This is a genomic window from Nocardioides sp. WJ219 (assembly GCF_058559815.1).
Window position 1 is genome coordinate 321,543 of sequence record NZ_JBZUJV010000001.1, and the last position, 19,180, is coordinate 340,722.

At 74.2% G+C, this 19,180-nt stretch carries 18 protein-coding genes; 11 read left to right on the forward strand and 7 right to left on the reverse strand.

The genetic code is table 11. From position 1 onward, the window contains the following. Position 1: 1 nt before the first annotated feature. The gene (locus tag AC4MBH_RS01555) at positions 2–2,251 is read right to left on the reverse strand and encodes a protein kinase domain-containing protein (protein WP_491792569.1); all 2,250 of its coding nucleotides are present in this window, start codon (positions 2,249–2,251) and stop codon (positions 2–4) included. Then, positions 2,248–4,494, reverse strand: coding sequence for a serine/threonine-protein kinase (locus tag AC4MBH_RS01560; RefSeq protein WP_491792570.1), 2,247 nt, complete (start codon positions 4,492–4,494; stop codon positions 2,248–2,250). Before AC4MBH_RS01560 ends, AC4MBH_RS01555 begins: the two co-directional genes overlap by 4 nt. 214 nt (positions 4,495–4,708) lie before the next feature. On the opposite strand from AC4MBH_RS01560, the gene purD reads away from it, so the two are divergent. The 3 genes from purD to AC4MBH_RS01575 all read left to right on the forward strand — a co-directional run bounded on the left by purD (position 4,709) and on the right by AC4MBH_RS01575 (position 8,061). After that, the gene (gene purD / locus AC4MBH_RS01565; protein ID WP_491792571.1) at positions 4,709–5,962 is read left to right on the forward strand and encodes a phosphoribosylamine--glycine ligase; all 1,254 of its coding nucleotides are present in this window, start codon (positions 4,709–4,711) and stop codon (positions 5,960–5,962) included. An 11-nt stretch (positions 5,963–5,973) separates the two neighbouring features. Then, positions 5,974–7,401: an adenylosuccinate lyase gene (purB, locus tag AC4MBH_RS01570; RefSeq protein WP_491792572.1), complete on the forward strand. Its 1,428-nt coding sequence runs from the start codon at positions 5,974–5,976 to the stop codon at positions 7,399–7,401. Positions 7,402–7,482: 81 nt separating this feature from the next. After that, positions 7,483–8,061, forward strand: coding sequence for an antibiotic biosynthesis monooxygenase (locus AC4MBH_RS01575; protein WP_491792573.1), 579 nt, complete (start codon positions 7,483–7,485; stop codon positions 8,059–8,061). An 81-nt stretch (positions 8,062–8,142) separates the two neighbouring features. Here the strand turns inward: AC4MBH_RS01575 and AC4MBH_RS01580 are convergent, their stop codons facing one another. Then, entirely contained in the window at positions 8,143–8,793 is a 651-nt protein-coding gene (locus AC4MBH_RS01580) for a fasciclin domain-containing protein (protein ID WP_491792574.1), read from the reverse strand. Positions 8,794–8,929: 136 nt separating this feature from the next. After that, on the reverse strand, positions 8,930–9,550 hold the full coding sequence (locus AC4MBH_RS01585) for a hypothetical protein (protein ID WP_491792575.1): 621 nt from the start codon (positions 9,548–9,550) through the stop codon (positions 8,930–8,932). Between the two features lie 96 nt (positions 9,551–9,646). Between AC4MBH_RS01585 and AC4MBH_RS01590 the strand changes: the two genes are divergently transcribed. After that, entirely contained in the window at positions 9,647–10,564 is a 918-nt protein-coding gene (locus tag AC4MBH_RS01590; protein ID WP_491792576.1) for a hypothetical protein, read from the forward strand. A gap of 118 nt (positions 10,565–10,682) precedes the next feature. On the opposite strand, the gene AC4MBH_RS01595 is transcribed toward AC4MBH_RS01590, so the two are convergent. Beyond that, a complete protein-coding gene (locus AC4MBH_RS01595; RefSeq protein WP_491792577.1) occupies positions 10,683–11,642 on the reverse strand; it encodes a sulfotransferase family protein in 960 nt (319 codons plus the stop codon). A 78-nt stretch (positions 11,643–11,720) separates the two neighbouring features. Between AC4MBH_RS01595 and AC4MBH_RS01600 the strand changes: the two genes are divergently transcribed. Both AC4MBH_RS01600 and AC4MBH_RS01605 read left to right on the forward strand, forming a co-directional pair. After that, a complete protein-coding gene (locus AC4MBH_RS01600; RefSeq protein ID WP_491793055.1) occupies positions 11,721–12,593 on the forward strand; it encodes a phosphoribosylaminoimidazolesuccinocarboxamide synthase in 873 nt (290 codons plus the stop codon). 2 nt (positions 12,594–12,595) lie between these two features. Continuing rightward, positions 12,596–13,012 carry an SRPBCC family protein gene (locus AC4MBH_RS01605; RefSeq protein ID WP_491792578.1) on the forward strand — a complete coding sequence of 139 codons (417 nt, stop codon included), beginning with the start codon at positions 12,596–12,598 and terminating at the stop codon, positions 13,010–13,012. Positions 13,013–13,030: 18 nt separating this feature from the next. On the opposite strand, the gene AC4MBH_RS01610 is transcribed toward AC4MBH_RS01605, so the two are convergent. Next, positions 13,031–13,531 carry a MarR family winged helix-turn-helix transcriptional regulator gene (locus AC4MBH_RS01610; protein WP_491792579.1) on the reverse strand — a complete coding sequence of 167 codons (501 nt, stop codon included), beginning with the start codon at positions 13,529–13,531 and terminating at the stop codon, positions 13,031–13,033. Between the two features lie 23 nt (positions 13,532–13,554). On the opposite strand from AC4MBH_RS01610, the gene AC4MBH_RS01615 reads away from it, so the two are divergent. The 5 genes from AC4MBH_RS01615 to AC4MBH_RS01635 are packed head-to-tail and all read left to right on the forward strand — an operon-like array spanning position 13,555 to position 18,667. Further along, a complete protein-coding gene (locus AC4MBH_RS01615) occupies positions 13,555–15,654 on the forward strand; it encodes an MMPL family transporter (RefSeq protein WP_491792580.1) in 2,100 nt (699 codons plus the stop codon). Between the two features lie 9 nt (positions 15,655–15,663). Next, positions 15,664–17,238: a long-chain-fatty-acid--CoA ligase gene (locus AC4MBH_RS01620; RefSeq protein ID WP_491792581.1), complete on the forward strand. Its 1,575-nt coding sequence runs from the start codon at positions 15,664–15,666 to the stop codon at positions 17,236–17,238. Between the two features lie 9 nt (positions 17,239–17,247). Continuing rightward, positions 17,248–17,451, forward strand: coding sequence for a hypothetical protein (locus AC4MBH_RS01625; protein ID WP_491792582.1), 204 nt, complete (start codon positions 17,248–17,250; stop codon positions 17,449–17,451). Positions 17,452–17,471: 20 nt separating this feature from the next. Beyond that, a complete protein-coding gene (locus AC4MBH_RS01630; RefSeq protein ID WP_491792583.1) occupies positions 17,472–18,209 on the forward strand; it encodes a hypothetical protein in 738 nt (245 codons plus the stop codon). After that, positions 18,206–18,667, forward strand: a complete 462-nt coding sequence (locus AC4MBH_RS01635; protein WP_491792584.1) for a hypothetical protein — start codon at positions 18,206–18,208, stop codon at positions 18,665–18,667. Before AC4MBH_RS01630 ends, AC4MBH_RS01635 begins: the two co-directional genes overlap by 4 nt. Here the strand turns inward: AC4MBH_RS01635 and AC4MBH_RS01640 are convergent. Then, positions 18,627–19,145: a YflT domain-containing protein gene (locus tag AC4MBH_RS01640; protein WP_491792585.1), complete on the reverse strand. Its 519-nt coding sequence runs from the start codon at positions 19,143–19,145 to the stop codon at positions 18,627–18,629. The two genes, AC4MBH_RS01635 and AC4MBH_RS01640, sit on opposite strands and share 41 nt — an antisense overlap. Positions 19,146–19,180: the final 35 nt, after the last annotated feature.

Sequence of the window (19,180 nt, forward strand, 5' to 3'; positions counted from 1 at the left end):
CTCAGAGGAAGGTGCTGGACCTCGTGCGCGAGAGCAGCGAGTACGACGAGTACTTCAGCTTCTCGACCCCGAGCTCGCCGGTCCACGTCGGGTCGGAGCTGAAGGCGGTGCCGTCGCTGAGGTAGGCCCCGCCGATCTTCTCCCCGAGGCCGTCGGGGACGTCGACGACGGCGACGATGTAGAGGTCGTCGTACCCGTCGCCGTTGAGGTCGCTGACCGAGATGCCCGAGATCGTCGGCGAGTCGAGCGTGTCGGACTCGTCGAACCACGGGTCCTGGTCGAACGTCGTGCCGTTCCACGACCAGACGTTGATCTTGGGTCCGTACCCGGTGATCCCGACGAGCTCCTGGGCACCGTCGCCGTCGACGTCGGCCGCCAGCACGTTCTTGACGGCGAACCCGCCGTCGTCGACGGTCGTCGGGTCGCCGGTCACGGCGAAGGCGCTGCCGTCGGACTGCAGCAGCGTCGCCTGGGGGCCCGGCTCGTCGGAGGTGCGGCTGACGTGGACGGCGTCGTCGAGGCCGTCGCCGTCGGCGTCGGCGACCACGAGGCCGCCCTCGGGCAGCGGCCCGGCGAACCAGGTGGTGGTGGCGGCGAAGGCGCCGGTGCCGTCGCCGAGGGCGACGTCGACCTGGACCTCGGTCTCGCTGGTCCGCGTCATCAGCACGAGGTCGAGGTCGCCGCCGCCGTCGACGTCGCCGAGCGAGACCGACACGTCGAGCGAGCCGCTGACCAGCGGGCTCTCCGGGGTCCGGATCGGCGACGACGGCGCGCCGGGCACCGACATCGAGGCCGCCATCCGGGGCGGGTCGTTCTGGATCCGGACGACGTCGAGCGTGCCGTCGTTGTCGACGTCGCCGCTGACACCGACGAGCGTCTGGGGCTGCTTGCGGAGCTCGGGAGCCGCCAGCGACGAGCCGTCGGAGCGCAGCACGCTCATGCCCTGCAGGGTCAGCATCGCGACGTCGCCGTAGCCGTCCCCGTCGACGTCGCCGGTGACCGCGCCGGAGGTGTCGGGCTCGGGCGGTCCCGACTCGGTGGGGTCCGACTCGGTCGGGTCCGACTCGGTGGGGTCGGAGGACTGCGAGGTCGGGTCGGTCGGGCCCGGGTCGACGATCTCGGGGTCGTCGTCGCCGCTGACGACGGCGGCGACCCCGCCGATGATCATGGCCAGCACGGCGACCGCGGCGACCGCGGCGATCACGAGCCGGTTGCGACGGCGGCGGTCGTCACCGCCCGTCGGACCCGCGGGCGACGGCGCGGCGTACGACGGCGGGGGCGGCGGGGGAGGTCCACCGGCGCGGGTGACGTCGGCGTGCACGGGGTCGGGCTGCGTCGGGGTCATCCCGCTGGCCGGCACCGGCACCGCCGGCGGCACGGGCCCGGCGGCCGGGCGCGGCGGGTGCGAGGGGATGCCGGCGAGCGAGCGCAGGTCGTCGCGCAGCACCGAGGCCGACTGGTAGCGCTGGGCCGGCTCCTTGGCGAGGGTGCCGGCCAGGATCCGGTTGGCGTGCTGGGTGAAGTCGTCGGTGCCGGCCAGCTGCGGCAGCGGCGCCTGCTGGTGCGCCACCGCCACCTCGACGTCGGACCCCTCGTAGGGCGGGCGGCCGGTGATGGCCTCCCACAGCAGGCACCCGACGGCGTAGACGTCGCTGAGGGCCGAGCCCGGCTCGCCGGCGATCCGCTCCGGGGCCAGGTAGCTCCAGGTGCCGGGCACCGACCCGGGCTGGGTCAGCGGGCTGGCATCGGTCTGGGCGACGCCGAAGTCGCACAGCAGGACGTGCACGCGGTCGAGCCGGTCGTCGCGCAGCAGCACGTTGGCGGGCTTGACGTCGCGGTGGACGACGCCCACGCGGTGGGCGTCGCGCAGCGCATCGGCCACCTGGGCGCACAGCTCGGCGGCCAGGGCCGGCGGCATCGGCCCGCGCTGGGCGAGCAGCCTGCCGAGGTCGCCGCCGGCGGCGTACTGCGTGGCGATGAAGGGGATGCCGCCCTCGACCCCGTGGTCGAAGATCTGGACGACGTGCGGCGACTGGAGGCGGGCCAGGGCCGCGGCCTCGCGCTGGAACCGCTCGACGAACTCGGGCGACTGCGCGAGGTGGCCGATCACCACCTTGAGGGCCACGGGGCGGGCTAGGCGCTGGTCGGTGGCCATGTAGACCACGCCCATCCCGCCGACCCCGATCACGGAGTCGATGCGGTAGGGACCGAACGTCGAGCCGGGCCCGGGTGGGGGGCTGCCGGGGTTCACCATCGTGCGTCCTCCAGGATCTCGAAGCGTCCGTCGCCGTCCTGCTCGGCGAACTGTTGGTCCCACGCGAGCCAGCGGCTGGTGGTGAAGGTAGTGCCGTTGGACCGTGCGACCTGGATCCGGCCCGTGCGCTGGGGGCGGATGATCCCGATCGAGACCAGGTCGTCGAGGCCGTCGCCGTCGACGTCGCTGACGGCGAGGTCGGGGCCGAGCGGGTCGAGGTTGTCGTAGCGGATGTTGCCGACGTTGGGCGACGGGGTGATCGTGCCGCCGTCGTCGAGGCTGAAGGTGCTCAGCGCGAGGAAGCCGGTGTCCTGGTCGGCCACGACCACCTCCTCGCCGCCGTCACCGTCGACGTCGGCCGTGCGCAGGATGACGTCGCCGGACTCGAAGGTCGCGGAGGTGCTCACCGGCTCGGCGAAGCCGCCGCTGCCGTCGCCCAGGCGCACGTCGAGCGTCGCGGGGTAGCGGAAGTCGGCGTCGGCCTCCGGTGCGAAGACGAGCGTGACCAGGTCGACGACCTCGTCACCGTCGACGTCGCCGGGGCGGAAGTAGGTGGAGGCGACCGGGAGCTCGAGCCGCTCCTCGGGGGCTGCGAACGCGGAACCGTCGAACGCCCAGCTCGACAGCACGGCGCTCCCGTCGCCCTCGTCGACCACCTCGATGCTCAGCAGGTCGTCGACGCCGTCGCCGGTGACGTCGCCCAGGGCGTCGTAGGTGTCGCGGGGCCGCGACCCGCCCGGCAGGTCGGTGTCGACGGCGCCACCCTCGGAGAGGGTGCCGGTGACGGTGACCGGGCCCTTGCGGCCGGGCTGGCTGAAGGTCAGCACGTCGGCGGTGTCGTCGTCGTCGAGGTCGCCGCGCAGCCGCCACGTGCCGTTGCCCGAGCCGAACGCCGCGAGGTCGTCGGTGCGCGGGTCGACGAACGCGCCGGTGCCGTCGGAGGACCACGTCGTCGAGACGGTGGCCTCGGGGTCGGCGGCGTCGTAGTCGACGCTGACGTCGCCCCTCCCGTCACCGTCGAGGTCGCCGGTGAAGCCCCCCTCGGGCGTCACGGGGGCGGTCCCGCTGGGGTCGCCGCTGGGGTCGCCGCTGGTCGCCGCGCTGGTCGTCGGGTCGTCGGGCTCCGCGCCGCCGTCGCCCAGCACCACCACGCCCACGACCACCGCGACGGCCAGGGCGAGCACCGCGGCGACGGCCACCAGCGCCGCGCGACCACGTCGGCGGCGCGGCGGTGGCGCGGCCGGTGTCGGGGTGGGCGTCGGCGTCGGGGGGCGGTACGACGGGGGCGGCGGCGGGCTCGGGGGCGGCGGCCCGGTGGGGGTCGGGGAGCTCCCCAGCAGCGGCACCGTGCCGGGCTCACCGGCCGGCACCGGCGGCAGCACGGCGTCGGCGCCGGGCAGCGTCGCGGCCGCCAGCAGCGCCGTGCGCAGCTGGTCGGCGTCGGCGTCGGCGTAGCGGTCGCGGGGCTCCTTGGCCATCGCGCGACGCAGGACCTCGTTGACCGCCCGGACGGCGGGGGAGTCGCCGGGCAGCTGGCGCACCACGGCGTTCTGGTGGGCGACGGCGATCTGGACGTCGGTGCCGCGGTAGGGCGGCAGGCCGGTGAGCGCGGCCCACAGCAGGCAGCCGACGGCGTACACGTCGGAGGAGGGGGTCGCGGGCGCGCCCCGGCCGCACTCGGGGGCCAGGTAGCTCCAGGTGCCGGCGACCGCACCCGGCGTGGTCAGCCCGTCGGAGGCGACGCGGGCGATGCCGAAGTCGCACAGGTAGACGTGCGGCACCTCGTCGGAGCCGGTGTCGTCGCGCAGCAGCACGTTGGTCGGCTTGACGTCGCGGTGCACGACCCCGGCCCGGTGGGCGTCGTGCAGCGCGTCGGCGGTCTGGGCGCAGACCCGCAGCGCGCCGGCCACGGTCATCGGCCCGTGCCGGTGGAGGTAGGTCCCGAGGTCGCCGCCGCCGACGTACTGGGTGGCGATGTAGGGGCACCCGTCGTGGGTGCCGTAGTCGAAGATCGCGATCACGTGCGGGGAGTCGAGCCGGGCCAGCACCGCGGCCTCGCGCTCGAAGCGGATCCGGAACTCGTCGTCGTCGCCGAGCGAGGAGGAGACGACCTTGAGCGCCACCCGGCGGCTGAGCGCGGTGTCGGTGGCCCCGAGGACCACGCCCATGCCTCCGCGACCGATCTCGTCGTCGATGCGGTAGCGACCGAAGTGGTCGCCGACGCGGGGCTGGGTCGGCATGGGAGCGTCCTTCCCGGGTGGGTCGCCGTCGAATCGCGGGCGAGGGGTGAGAGCAGGCGGTGCGGATCGGGCACTACCTTGCCCGGTCGGGCCCGGTGACCGAGCGGGCGGCCACCTCCGGCGCGTCGTCGGCGCGTCGTCGGGGCGTCGTCGGTGCCGCGCGGCGCCCGTCATGATGCGGGGCCGGCGGCGGTTCTGACTAGGCTTCCGGCCCGTGAAGACCCTCGTCATCGGCACCGGCGGCCGCGAGCACGCCCTGGCCCGCGCGCTCTCCCTCGACCCGGGCGTCACCGAGGTGCACGCGGCGCCGGGCAACCCCGGCATCGCCGAGGTGGCCACCCTGCACGACGTCGACCCGCTCGACGGCGAGGCGGTCGCGGCGCTGGCCGAGCACCTCGACGCCGACCTGGTGGTCGTCGGACCCGAGGCGCCGCTGGTCGCCGGCGTCGCCGACGCCCTCACCGTGCGGGGCATCCCGGTCTTCGGCCCGAGCGGTGCCGCGGCCCGGCTCGAGGGGTCCAAGGCCTTCGCCAAGGAGGTGATGGCCGCCGCCGGCGTGCCGACCGCCGCCGCCCGGGTGTGCCTGACGGAGGCCGAGGTGGCCGCCGCGCTCGACGAGCTCGGGTCGCCGTACGTCGTCAAGGACGACGGCCTGGCCGCCGGCAAGGGCGTCGTGGTCACCGGGTCGCGCGAGGAGGCGCTCGCGCACGCGGCGGGCTGCGAGCGGGTGGTGGTCGAGGAGTTCCTCGACGGGCCCGAGGTCTCGCTGTTCGCGCTCTGCGGCTACCGCGAGGCCGACGGCTGCACGGTCTACCCGCTGCTGCCCGCGCAGGACTTCAAGCGGATCGGCGACGGCGACGCCGGCCCCAACACCGGCGGCATGGGCGCCTACACGCCGCTGCCGTGGGCGCCGGACGGGCTCGTCGAGGAGGTGCTGCGCGACGTGCTGCAGCCGACTGTCGAGGAGATGGCCCGCCGCGGCACCCCCTTCACCGGCCTGCTCTACGCCGGCCTCGCGCTCACCTCCCAGGGCGTGCGGGTCGTGGAGTTCAACGCCCGGTTCGGCGACCCCGAGACCCAGCCGCTGCTGGCCCTGCTCGACGCGCCCCTGCTGCCGTTGCTGCTCGGCGCGGCCACCGGCACCCTCGCCGACGTACCGCCCCCCACCTGGCGGCCGGGCGCGGCCGTGGGCGTGGTGATGGCCTCGGCCGGCTACCCGGCCACGTCGTCGGCCGGCGACCCGATCACCGGGATCGCCGCGGCCGAGGCCGTCCCGGGGGTGCACGTGGTCCAGGCCGGCACCGCGCGCTCGCCCGAGGGTGCGCTGGTGACCGCCGGCGGCCGGGTGCTCGCCGTCGTGGCCGTCGGCGACTCGGTGGCGGCCGCCCGTGCCACGGCGTACGACGGCGTCGCCCGCGTCTCCTTCCCCGGCGCCCAGCACCGCACCGACATCGCAGCCGGCGTCTGAGCCCTGAGAGGATGGGCGCCGTGACCGTGCCCAACGTCCTCGCCACCCGGTACGCCGGCGCCGACCTCGCCGAGATCTGGTCGCCCGAGCACAAGATCGTGCTCGAGCGGCGGCTGTGGATCGCGGTGCTGCGCGCCCAGCGCGACCTGGGCGTCGAGGTGCCCGACGGGGTCGTCGAGGCCTACGAGGACGCCGTCGCGCACGTCGACCTCGGCAGCATCGCGGCGCGCGAGCGGGTCACCCGCCACGACGTCAAGGCCCGGATCGAGGAGTTCAACGCGCTCGCCGGCCACGAGCACGTCCACAAGGGCATGACCTCGCGCGACCTGACCGAGAACGTCGAGCAGCTGCAGGTGCGCCAGTCGCTGGCGCTGCTCCGCGACCGGGCCGTGGCCGCCCTGGCGCGGCTCGCGCGCCTGGCCACCGAGCACGAGACGACCGTGATGGCCGGCCGCTCCCACAACGTCGCCGCCCAGGCCACCACGCTCGGCAAGCGGTTCGCGACGGTCGCCGACGAGATGCTGATCGGCGTCGAGCGGGTCGAGGACCTGCTGGCCCGCTACCCCCTGCGCGGCATCAAGGGCCCGATGGGCACCGCCCAGGACATGCTCGACCTCTTCGACGGCGACGCCGCCCGGCTGGCCGACCTCGAGCAGCGGGTGGCCGCCCACCTCGGCTTCGAGCGCGTGCTCACCAGCGTCGGCCAGGTCTACCCGCGCTCGCTCGACCTCGACGTGGTCTCGGCGCTGGTCCAGCTCGTCGCCGGTCCCTCCAACCTGGCCACCACGATCCGGCTGATGGCCGGCAACGAGCTGGTCACCGAGGGCTTCAAGGAGGGCCAGGTCGGCTCGTCGGCGATGCCGCACAAGATGAACAGCCGCTCCGCCGAGCGGGTCAACGGCCTGTCCGTCGTGCTCCGCGGCCACCTGGCGATGGTCGGCGAGCTCGCCGGCGACCAGTGGAACGAGGGGGACGTCTCCGACTCCGTCGTCCGCCGGGTCGCCCTGCCCGACGCGTTCTTCGCCGCCGACGGGCTGTTCCAGACGTTCCTCACCGTGCTCGACGAGTTCGGCGCCTTCCCGGCCGTCGTCCAGCGCGAGCTCGACCGCTACCTGCCGTTCCTGGCCACCACCAAGGTGCTGATGGCCGCGGTGCGCAACGGCGTCGGCCGCGAGACCGCCCACGAGGCGATCAAGGAGGCGGCGGTCGGCACGGCGCTCGCGATGCGCCAGGGCCAGGCCACCAACGACGTGTTCGCCAAGCTCGCCGCAGACGAGCGGCTCGGCCTGACCGCCGACCAGCTCGCCACCCTCGTCGCCGAGCCGATCACCTTCACCGGAGCCGCGGTCACCCAGACCCAGGCCGTCGTGCGCCGGGTGGCCGAGGTCGCCGCGCGCCACCCCGACGCGGCGGCGTACACGCCCGGCGCGATCCTGTAGCCGCCCGGCGGCACGCCGTGAGACCCGACTAACACCGTCGCGGACGCCGGGCGCGGCGCGGCCAGCCGCCACCATGGAGCCATGACCGCTCCCGTCACCGTCGCGATCACGCGGGTCCTGCCCGTGGGTCACGAGCCCGAGATGATGAGCTGGCTCAACGCCGGCATCTCCCTGGCCGAGAAGTTCCCGGGGTTCCTCGGTGCGGGCTGGGTGCGCACCGAGGCCGACTCGGAGGAGTGGCACATGCTCTACCGGTTCGCCGACCAGCAGTCGCTGGAGCAGTGGGAGCACTCCCCGCAGCGCCAGTGGTGGCGCTCGGCGGCGTCCGGGCTCGGCGTGGTCGAGGCGCGCGTCGAGCGGCGTACCGGCATCGAGGGCTGGTTCGACGTGCCGCAGTCGAGGGTGCTGGAGTCCGAGGCGCCGCGGCCCGCGGCGCCGCCGCGGTGGAAGCAGGCCTCGGTGATCTTCCTGGTGTTCTTCCCGCTCAGCCTGGCGGTCAACTGGCTGGCCCGGGAGTACCTCGCCGAGGTGGTCCTCCCGCTGCGGGTGCTGGCGATCGTGCTGGTGATGACGCCGGTGATGACCTACGTCGCCCTGCCCTGGGTCACCCGTCGGCTGCAGTGGTGGCTGCAGGGCGAGCCGCCGCCCTGGCGGCGCTGACGACCGGCCTCACGACGTACGCCGCGGACCACCGGCCGGTGGTCCGCGGCGCACGCTCCGGTGAGCCTGCGTGGGGTCAGCTCACAGGTCGATCGGGCGCAGCACCCGGTTGATGCCGTGCGCGACCTGCTTGTTGCCGCGGTTGATGTCGAGCAGCGGCACGATCGCCCGCGGGTCGAGGTCGTCGCGGTCGAGGTCGGCCAGGCGGACGGTGTCGCGATCGGGCCGGACGCCGAACGAGGCGCCGGCGGCGGTCGCGACCGAGGCGCGCGCCTCGGCCGCGGCGACGACCTTGGGCGAGGTCAGCGTCTTGCCGGCGACCACGTGGTAGAGCAGCACGGTCTCGAGGGTGTCGATGTCGCCCGTGAGCGCCGCGACCCGCTTGAACACGGCCTTCTCGCGCTGGGGGCTCCGGCCGGTGAGGTCCGTGACGAGCCGGCGGAACGCGCCGTCGGTCGGCAGGAACACCGTCAGCCGCTGCTTGCCCTTCGTGATCAGGCCGAGCGGGCTGCCGGGCTTCTCGGCGAGGACGGCGAGCACGGCGGCCTCGACGATGTCGAAGTCGTGCTTGTTGCCATCGAACGCCGTCCCGTCGGCGCCGAGCACCTTCACGAGCGGCTTGGTGCCCTGCGCGGCCTGGGCCGACGGCGCGGGACCCGCGACGCCGAGGCCGGCGACGGCGACCGCCGAGGCGAGGGTGGCGGCGAGGCGAGCGGTGGTGCGCTTGTGCATGGGGGTGTCCTCTCGTCACGGACGCCGGTTGCGTCCGACTCGGAGGGGATTCGCGGTGCGGTCGGGTCCGGATTGGACAAGACGTCGAGGATTTTCCAGAACTTTCTGGACACCCTGTTCGGGCGCTGGTGCGCGGTCAGACGCGGGCGTCGCCGCCCCAGTTGGCCAGCTTGGTCGCCACCGTGTGCAGGTCGGCGCGCCAGACGTCCTCCGGGCCCGCGGGCAGGACGGCGTCCCACTCCACGGCGTAGGAGCCCAGGACCTGCGGCAGCCGGGCGGTGCGCGCGAAGAACCACAGGTGGAAGTGGCTGCTGCCGTCGCCCCACCGGTCGACGTGGACGCGGCCGATGTGGGGGAGGTGCTCGATGATCCGCACCAGCCGGTTGGTGATCCGGCCGAGCTCGGAGGCCCGGTCGTCGTCGAGCTCGCCCATGTCGAGGTGCTCGCGGGTGTGCAGGAGGAGCACCAGCGGCAGGCCCGACGGGGCGCCGGTGTGGGTGAGGACCCAGGTCTCGTCCTCCCACACGACGCGGTCGGGGGCGAAGCCCTCGGTGCAGGCCGCGCACGGCTTGTCCGCGGACTCGCCCCACCGCGGTGGCTCGTCGGCGGGCGGGCGCAGGGGCTTGGGCACGACGGCGCCGTCGTGGACCTGCCACGGGAAGACGTCCCAGGTGGCGATCTCGGGGGCCGGCAGGTGCCCGGCCTCCCCGGCGCTCTCGACGGCGCGGGCGTGGACCTCTTCCGCTGACTCCGGCATGTCGACAGCCTGCCACCCGGGGACGGCCTGGTGCGCGACCGGGGTGCCGGAGCGGCGATTGGTTTCTCGATCGGTTTTGTCGACTAAGATCGGCGTGTGCTCACGACCGACTCGCTGGCCCTGCCGACCCCCGACGACGCCGAGGTCGTCGTCCCGGCACCGGGGCCCGGGCCGGGCAACTGGTCGGGTGCCGCGAGCGCGGTGCTGGTCGACGGGACGTTCTGGCTGACCTGGCGCACCCGCCGGCCGCTGTCGGAGGGCCGCGGCGTCACGGTCGTGGTCGCGCGCTCCGACGACGGCCTGCGCTTCGAGCAGGTCGCCGAGGTGCACCGCGACGCGTTCGGGTGCGAGTCGTTCGAGCGCCCGGTCCTGCTGCCCGTGCCGGGCGTGGGCTGGCGGCTCTACCTCTCGTGCGCGACGTACGCCTCCAAGCACTGGTGGGTCGACAGCCTCACCGCGGCCACACCCGCCGACCTCTCCGACGGCGTGCGCCAGGTGGTGCTGCCCGGTGACCCCGGGCCGTCGGGCGTCGCGGTCAAGGACCCCGTCATCACCCACGACCCCACACGCCTCGAGGGCTGGGACATGTGGCTGTGCTGCCACCCGCTCACCGAGCCGGGCCACGAGGACCGGATGACCACCCGCCACCTCACCAGCCCCGACGGCCTGGTGTGGACCGACCGTGGCGAGGTGCTGGCCGGCCGTCCCGGCGCCTGGGACCAGCGGGGCGCGCGCGTCTCCGCCGTCCTGCCCGGCCCGGAGGGCGCGCCGCTGCGGGTGCTCTACGACGGCCGCGCCGACGCCGAGTCCAACTGGTACGAGACCACCGGCCTCGCGGTCTGGGACGGCGAGCGCCTCGTCGCCGACGACACCGTCGGCCCGATCTCCTCACCCGACTCCGACGGCGCCTGGCGCTACGCCGCCGCCGTCCCGCTGCCCGACGGCCGCACCCGCTTCTACGTCGAGGCCGCCCGCCCCGACGGCGCCCACGACCTGGTCACCGTCGTCCGCTGACCGAAGGTGACCCGTCGCATCGTGGCGACGGGTCAGCGGGAAATCTGCGGTGACCCGTCGCATCGTGGCGACGGGTCACCGAGAAATCCGCGGTGACCCGTCGCACATGTACGACGGGTCAGCGGGAGACGCGCTGGTCGAAGGAGCCGCGGCTGACGGGGGAGAGCCAGTCGCGGAAGTCCTCGCCGGTCAGGCGGGAGAGCAGGTGGATGTCGGCGGCGAACTCCTGGATCAGCTCGGCGCGCTCGGTCGGGTCGAGGAGCGGCCGGTGGGTGTCGGCGCCGGCGAGGCGCGCCAGCAGCGGGACGCTCGCCCGGCGCCAGAGCCGGGGTGGCACGAACTGCGCCAGCGCGGCGCCGGTGCGCACGACCGGGCCGAGGGTGCGGGTGCGCCAGCCGGGCTCGGCGTAGGACCGCGCGTTGTCGCGGGGGATCGAGCCGACCAGGCCCTCGCGGATGCCGAGGAAGCGGCAGGCGCGGTCGACGGCCGCAGCCGGCTCGTCGACGAGGTCGCGGTAGCGCAGCACCAGCACCTGCTCGCGCGGGACGTGCTGGAAGAGGTGCTCGAGCTGCTCGCCGTACAGGCCGAGATCGCGGTAGCGCCAGAACGGGGCGTAGCCGCGGGCGACGCGCTCGTCCTGCAGGTCGAAGGCGCGGCGGAAGTCGCCGACCGGCTCGAGGCCGTCGGACCACAGGTGCATCCAGTTGCTGTAGGCGCGGTCGACCGGGTCGCGGACCACCGCGATCAGCCGGACGTCGGGCAGGGCCTCGCCGATCCGGCGGTGGGCGCCGCGGCTCCAGAGGTAGAACGGTGTGCTCTCGCCGCGCACCTGGTCGGGTCGGGCGCCGGCGAACAGGGCGGCGTAGTCGTCCGCGCGCCAGACCCACTCCTGCTGGGAGTGCCGGTCGCCGGGGCCGCGCCAGTGCGGCGGCGGGGCGTCGTCGCAGAGCCAGAACTTCGGCTCCTTGGGCTGGGTCAGGAACGCGTCGGGGTGCTGCGTCAGCGCCGAGTGCAGCGCGGTGGTGCCGGCCTTGGGTGCTCCGACGATGAGGAAGTCGGGCCTCGGATGACGACGCATGAAACAAGACTAGATCACGTTAGTTACCAATCAATCCGAGTCCGGACATTTCACCCCTAGGATCGCCTCGTGCTCAACATCCCGGACGCGCCGGTCATCGAGGGTGCGCGGCACCTCCACTCGGGCAAGGTCCGCGACCTCTACGAGCTGCCCGACGGGCACCTCCTCATGGTGGCCAGCGACCGGATCTCGATCTTCGACTTCGTGCTGGCCTCGACGATCCCCGACAAGGGCGAGATCCTCACCCGGATGTCGCTGTGGTGGTTCGACCAGCTGGCCGACCTGGTGCCGAGCCACGTGGTCTCGACCGACGTGCCGGAGGGTGTGGCCGGGCGCGCGGTGGTCTGCGAACGTCTGGACATGTTCCCGGTCGAGTGCGTGGCCCGCGGCTACCTCACCGGTTCGGGCCTGCTCGACTACGCCGCCACCGGCGAGGTGTGCGGGATCGCGCTGCCCCCGGGGCTGGTCGACGGCAGCCGGCTGCCCGAGCCGGTGTTCACCCCCGCCACCAAGGCCGAGCTCGGCGACCACGACGAGAACGTGTCCTACGCGGCCGTGGAGGCCGAGGTCGGCGCCGACGTGGCCGCCACCCTGCGCGAGCTCACCCTCGCCGTCTACGCCCGCGCCGAGGGCATCGCCCGCGAGCGCGGCATCATCCTGGCCGACACCAAGCTCGAGATGGGACGCCGTCCCGGCGACGCGACCGTGGTGCTCGGCGACGAGGTGCTCACCCCCGACTCGTCGCGCTTCTGGCCCGCCGACGACTGGACGCCGGGCCGCGCGCAGGCGTCGTACGACAAGCAGATCGTGCGCAACTGGGCGCTCTCGCCCGAGTCCGGCTGGGACCGCGCCTCCGGCGACGCCCCGCCCCCGCTGCCGCCGGAGGTCGTCGAGCGCACCCGCGCGCGGTACGTCGAGGCCTACGAGCTGCTGACCGGGGAGCGGTGGTAGCCGTGGCCGCACCCGTGCGCTTCGAGGTCTCCTGCGAGGAGGCCTACGACTACCTGGTCGCCCCGGCCAACCGGCCGGAGTGGCAGTCGAGCCTGAGGGCGGTCGCCGCCGTCACCGGCGTCGACGGCGTCGTCGGCCAGTCGTGGACCGACGTGACCGTCGTCGGCGTCCGGCCCCGGATGGAGCTCACCGACGCCGACCGGCCGCACCGCTGGTCCGAGCGCGGCGCCTGGCGTGGCTTCCACGCCACGCTGACCCTCGCCTTCACGCCCGTCGGCACCGGCTGCGACGTCGCCGTGATGATGGACGTCGGCGGCACCGGCCCGGCCCGACCCGTCGCGGCGCTGCTCGCCCGCACCGCCCCCGGCGCCGTCCGGTCCGACCTGCGGCGTGCCGCCAAGGTGCTCGCCGGCCGGTGAGGTGGGGGCCGCCCCCGCTCACGCCCCCGACGGACCGGAGGGGAGCGCCCGCCGGGCGGCCGCGGTGGCCTCGCCGACGTCCTCGAGGAAGGCCGTGATCACCGCGAGCTCGGCGTCGGAGCGGGCGGCGACGACGGGGGCGAGGTGGGCACCGAGGGTGCCGAACATCTGGCCGCCCACCTCCATCGCGTGCTCGGTCACCGAGACCACGACCGAGCGCCGGTCGTCGGGGTGGGGCGCGCGGGTGACGTGACCGGCGCGCTCGAGGCGGTCGAGCAGGGCCGAGGTGGCCGGGGCGCTCAGGCCGAGCGCGGTGCTGAGCCGGCCCGGCGTCGCGGGGGAGCCCTCGAAGCCCCAGTCCATGACGAGCGCGAGGCCGTTGAGGTCGGTGCGGTGCATCTCGTTGCCCCGGCCGGCGGCGCCGACGTAGAGGTCGCTCTCGGTGGTGACGCGGCGCAGCGCCCGGATGGTCCGGGTCTGGGCGAGGGGTCTCTCGGGCGGGCGCTTGCTCGACGGCACGGGTTCAGCCTACTGTTTCGATCGTGGAAATATTCACTGGACGGAAGTTTCTCCCGCACCTCGTCGGCCGACGCCTCAGCTGGGTGGTCGTGGTGGTGGCCGTGCTGTTCTCCGGGGTGCTGCTCGGCTCGGGCATCGAGCCCGACGAGATCGACAACTCCTCGGCCAACCTGCCGACCGACGCGGAGTCGGCGCTGGCCGCCGCCGCGGTCGACGAGATCGGCGCGGCGGAGTTCTCCCTGGCGCTCGTCGTCCTCGACCGTGACGGCGAGCGGCTGACCGGGGAGGACCGCGCCGCCGTCGAGGAGCAGGTACGCCGCCTCGCCGACCAGGCGCCCGAGGGCCAGCAGCCCTTCCCGGCGTTCGCCGAGGACGGCGAGGCCGCCTTCGTCGGCGTCCCGGTCCGGGCCGACCTGTCCGAGGACGACCGCGACGCCGTGGTCGAGGACCTGCGGGCCGCGGTCACCGACGCCGACCTGCCCGACGGGCTGCGCGCGCAGGTGACCGGCGGGCCGGCGTTCGGGTTCGACCTGGGCAAGGTCTTCGACGGCGCCGACACCCGGCTCCTCGCCGTCACCGCGGCGGTGGTGGCCCTGCTGCTGCTGATCACCTACCGCAGCCCGTGGCTCTGGCTGGTCCCGCTCGCCGTCGTCGGCGTCGGCGACCAGGTCGCCGCCGCGCTCGTCGCGATCGCCTCGCGCCTCCTGCCGTTCAGCACCGACGGCGCCTCGGTGGGCATCACCTCGGTGCTCGTCTTCGGCGCCGGCACCAATTACGCCCTGCTGCTCATCGCCCGCTACCGCGAGGAGCTGCGCCGCACCGACGACCGGTACGACGCCATGCGGCACGCCGTCGACCGCGCGGCTCCCGCGATCCTCGCGAGCTCGGGCACCGTCGTGCTCGCGCTGCTCTGCCTGGGCCTGGCCGACAACCCGACGAGCCGCAACATCGGCTTCGGCGGGGCGATCGGCATCGCGACCGCCGTGGCCTACGCGCTGCTGGTCCTGCCCGCCGCGATGACCTGCTGCGGCCGCGGGCTGTTCTGGCCGTTCGTGCCGCGGGTCGGGCAGGACGACCCGACCCGCACCGGCCTCTGGGCCGGGGTGGCCCGCCGGGTCACCGCGCGACCCGTGGTCGTCACCGTGGCCACCACGATCGTGCTCGCGGCCCTGGCGATCCCCGTGCTCGGGGCGAGCGTCGGCCTGTCGGAGACCGAGCAGTTCTTGGAGGAGCCCGAGTCGGTCACCGGGCAGCAGGTGCTCGCGGAGCACTTCCCGGCCGGCGCCTCGCAGCCCACGACCGTCGTGCTCCCGGCCGAGAGCGCCGACCAGGTGCGCACCGCGCTGTCCGACCTCGACGGCGTCCAGTCGGTCGAGCCGGCCGGCGAGGGCGACGGCCGGGCGGTGCTCGACGTCGTCGTCCGGGCCGAGCCGGCCTCGGAGGACGCCTTCGAGGTGGTCGAGTCCGTGCGGTCGGCCGCCGCGGACGCCGGGGGCGACGACGTGCTCGTCGGCGGACCCGACGCCGAGGCCCTCGACGCCGCCGACGCCGCCGACCGCGACCAGCGCCTGATCATCCCGCTGATCCTGGTGGTGGTGCTGCTCGTGCTGCTGGTGCTGCTGCGCTCGGTGGTCGCGGCGGTGGTCCTGGTGCTCACCGTGGTCGCGACGTACGTCGCCGCCCTGGGCGCGAGCTGGTTCGCGTTCTCGCGGTTCCTGGACTTCCCGGCGCTCGACCTCAGCGTGCCGCTGCTGTCGTTCCTGTTCCTGGTGGCGCTGGGCGTCGACTACAACATCTTCCTCACCACCCGGGCCAAGGAGGAGGCCGAGCAGCCCGGCACCACGACGCCCGAGGCCATCTCGGTCGCCCTGGCCGTGACCGGCGGCGTGATCACCAGCGCGGGCATCCTGCTCGCCGCGGTCTTCACCGTGCTCGGCGTGCTCCCACTGATCGTGCTGGCGCAGATCGGCGTCATCGTGGGGTTCGGCGTGCTGCTCGACACCCTGGTGGTGCGCAGCGTGCTCGTGCCCGCGCTGGTGACCCTGCTCGGTCGCCGGTTCTGGTGGCCGGGGCGCCTGTCCCGCCCGAACGGGGCGTGGCCGTCGTCACCTACGGATGAGTAGGTTGACCGCGTGACCGACTACAACCTCGCCAGCCTGCTCGAGGACACCGCCGCCGCCCACCCCGACCGCACCGCGATCGTCTTCGGCGACCGGCGGCTGAGCTATGCCGAGGTGGACGCGGCGGCGTCCATGGTCGCCGGGCTGCTGGCCTCGCGCGGCATCGAGCGGGGCGACAAGGTCGCGCTCAGCTGTCCCAACCTGCCCTACTTCAGCCTGGTCTACTACGGCATCCTCAAGGCCGGCGCGACCGTGGTCCCGCTCAACGTCCTCCTCAAGGGCCGCGAGATCGCTTACCACCTCGCCGACTCCGAGGCGAAGGCCTACTTCTGCTTCCAGGGCACCGCCGAGCTCCCGATCGGTGCCGAGGGCCACACGGGCTTCGAGCAGACCGACGGGTGCGAGCACTTCTTCGTCATCACCGCCGACCCGGCCGGCGCCAGCCCGATCGAGGGCACCGAGACGCTGGGCCAGGGGATGGCCGGCCAGGCGCCGACGTTCGACACGGTCGCCACCGACGAGGACGACACGGCCGTCATCCTCTACACCTCGGGCACCACCGGGCAGCCCAAGGGCGCCGAGCTGCGGCACCGCAACATGCGCGACAACGCCCTGCTCGGCGGCGACCTGTTCGGTGCCGACATCGAGCGTCCCGACACGCTGCTGTGCGTGCTGCCGCTGTTCCACTCCTTCGGCCAGACCGTGATCCAGAACGGCGGCTTCGCCTACGGCGGCACCGTGGTGATGCTGCCGCGCTTCGAGGCCGACGCCGCGCTCAAGGCCATGGCCGCCGAGGGCGTCACCTTCTTCGCCGGCGTGCCGACCATGTACTGGGGGCTGCTGGGCGCGCTCGACGACGCCGGCATCGACGTCGCGGCCGTCGCCGCCGAGGTCCGGGTCGCGGTGGCCGGCGGCTCCGCGCTGCCGGTCGAGGTGCACAAGGACTTCGAGCAGCGCTTCGGCGTCCAGATCCTCGAGGGCTACGGCCTGTCCGAGACCTCGCCGGTGGCGTCGTTCTCCCGGCTCGGCGACGGCGTCCGCGTCGGCTCGATCGGTACGCCGGTCCCCGGTGTGGAGATGACGCTGCTGCAGCCCGACAGCTGGGACGAGATCGGGCCGGGCGACGACCCGGAGCAGGCCATCGGCGAGATCGCGATCAAGGGCCACAACGTGATGAAGGGCTACCACGGCCGGCCCGACGCGACCGCCGAGGCGATCAAGGACGGCTGGTTCCGCACCGGTGACCTCGGGCGGCGCGACTCCGACGGCTGGTACTACATCGTCGACCGGTCCAAGGACATGATCATCCGCGGCGGTTTCAACGTCTACCCGCGCGAGATCGAGGAGCACCTGCTCACCCACCCCGACGTCTCGCTGGCCGCCGTGATCGGCGTCCCGCACGACAGCCACGGCGAGGAGATCAAGGCCGTGGTGATCCGCGAGAAGGGCTCCGAGCTCACCGAGGACGAGCTGATCGCGTGGTGCAAGGACGAGATGGCCGCCTACAAGTACCCCCGCATCGTGGAGTTCGCCGAGGCGCTGCCGATGACCGCGACCGGCAAGATCCTCAAGCGCGAGCTCTCCTAGGCGGCCGCGGTGGTCGCACGGACAGCGGGCCTCACGCTCGCGGTGCTCCTCGTCGCCGTCGGCGCGCTCTGGACCTTCCAGGGCCTCGGCTACGTCGAGGGCAGCTTCATGACCGGCAGCAGCACGTGGGCGACGATCGGGCCGATCGTCGCCGGCCTCGGGCTGGCGCTGGGCATCGTGGTCGTGCAGCGCTCGCGCGGCGGCGGTTCGTAGGCGGCTCGTAGCCTGGCGGCATGACCAAGGACGACGTCGACTACGCCGTCCCGGCGCCCGTCCCGTCCTCGCGCTCCCGGGGCGCGCGGCCCGCCAATCCCAACGGGGCCCTGTGGGGCGGCCGGCCGCGGACGCTGCTGGTCGGTGGCTGCTGGGCGGCGGCGGTCCTGCTGGCCCTGCCGCTGCTGGTGCCGCTGCTGGTGCCCGACCGCCACGGCGCCGACTCACCCGAGGCCGCGGTCGCGCAGCTGTTGCAGGGCATCGCCGACGTCGACCCGGTCGCCGTCGTCGCGGCGGTCGACCCGGACGAGAGCGCCGACGCCGACCGGGCGCAGGCGGCGTACGACCGGCTGGACGGCCGGCTGCTGCGCCAGGGTGAGCCGCCCCCGGCCGAGGTGACCGCGGTGCTCGCCGCCGCCGAGAGCCAGGTCGACGGCGACGCCGACCTGACCTCGGTGGCCACCCTCGCGGCGCTCGACCTCGACCTCGACGGGCTCGAGCTGCGCACCGAGCCGGGAGCGGGCGGCGTCTCGCGGGTCTACCTGGTCGACGGCGTCCTCGACGTCACGCTCGACCCAGCACGGCTGCCCTCGGCCTCCGACCTCGGGCGGGCGTCGTACTCGATGCCGCTGTCGGAGGGCTGGCGCCGCGACCGCCGGGTGCCGGTCGAGCCGTACCTGGTCGCGGTCGAGCGCGACGGACGCTGGTACGTCAGCCTCGAGGCGAGCGCCGATGCCCTGCTGGACGGCGAGCGGTGACCGACCGGCGTACCCGCGAGCTGGTCGGGGTCGCGCTCTGGGCCGCCGCCGCGGTGGCGTGGGTGGTGGCGATGCTGCTGCCGTGGTTCCGCGCCGGCGTGACGGCCGCGACCACCCCGCTCGAGGCGGCCGAGCTGCTGCGCTCGGGGGTGCTCGACGTCCCGCCCGCGACCGGGTACGCCGTCCTCGTGCTGCCCGCGATCGCCCTGCTCCTGCTGGGGATCGCGCCCCTGCGCGGCGGCGGCGTGATGGCGGTGCGGGTGCTGCTGTGGCTGACCGGCACGGCGGCCGGGGTGCTGCTCGTGGTGTTCCTGGGCCGGCTGTCGGCGTACACGTTCGGCCCCGGGGCAGTGCTGGTCGTGCTGGGCTGCGTGCTGGGCGGCGCCGCGCTCGGGTGCGCGACGGTCCGGGTGCCGACTACGCGAACGGGTTCGGCAGCGCCCCCGGCAGGCGGGTGAGGATCTCGCGGGCCTCGGCGGCGACCTTGTGCTCGACGAGCACCTCGTAGCGGGTGGCCACGACCTGGGTGACCGACTGGAAGTCGCGCTGGCCGTGGGTCATCGCGTAGCCCAGCAGCGCCCAGATCACGAAGAACAGCACGCCGAAGAGCATCGTCGAGACGATCGTGACGAGCGCGTTCTCGTCGGTGAAGAGGGAGAAGATCACGCCGATGAACAGGCCGAACCAGGCGCCCGACGCCGCCGCGCCGGCGGCGACCCGGCCGGTGGTGAGGCGGCCGGTGATCCGCTCGATGCGCTTGAGGTCGGTGCCGACGATCATGCAGTTCTCGACGGGGAAGTGCTCGTCGGAGAGGAAGTCGACGGTCTTCTGGGCCTGGGCGTAGTCGTCGTACACGGCGAGCGACTGCGGGAACTCCAGGCGCATCGGGTTGAGACCCGCGCGCGTCGGTCGTCCGGAGGGGGTGGACATGCTCATGTCAGGAGTGTGCCGCACGGTCGATAGCATGGGCG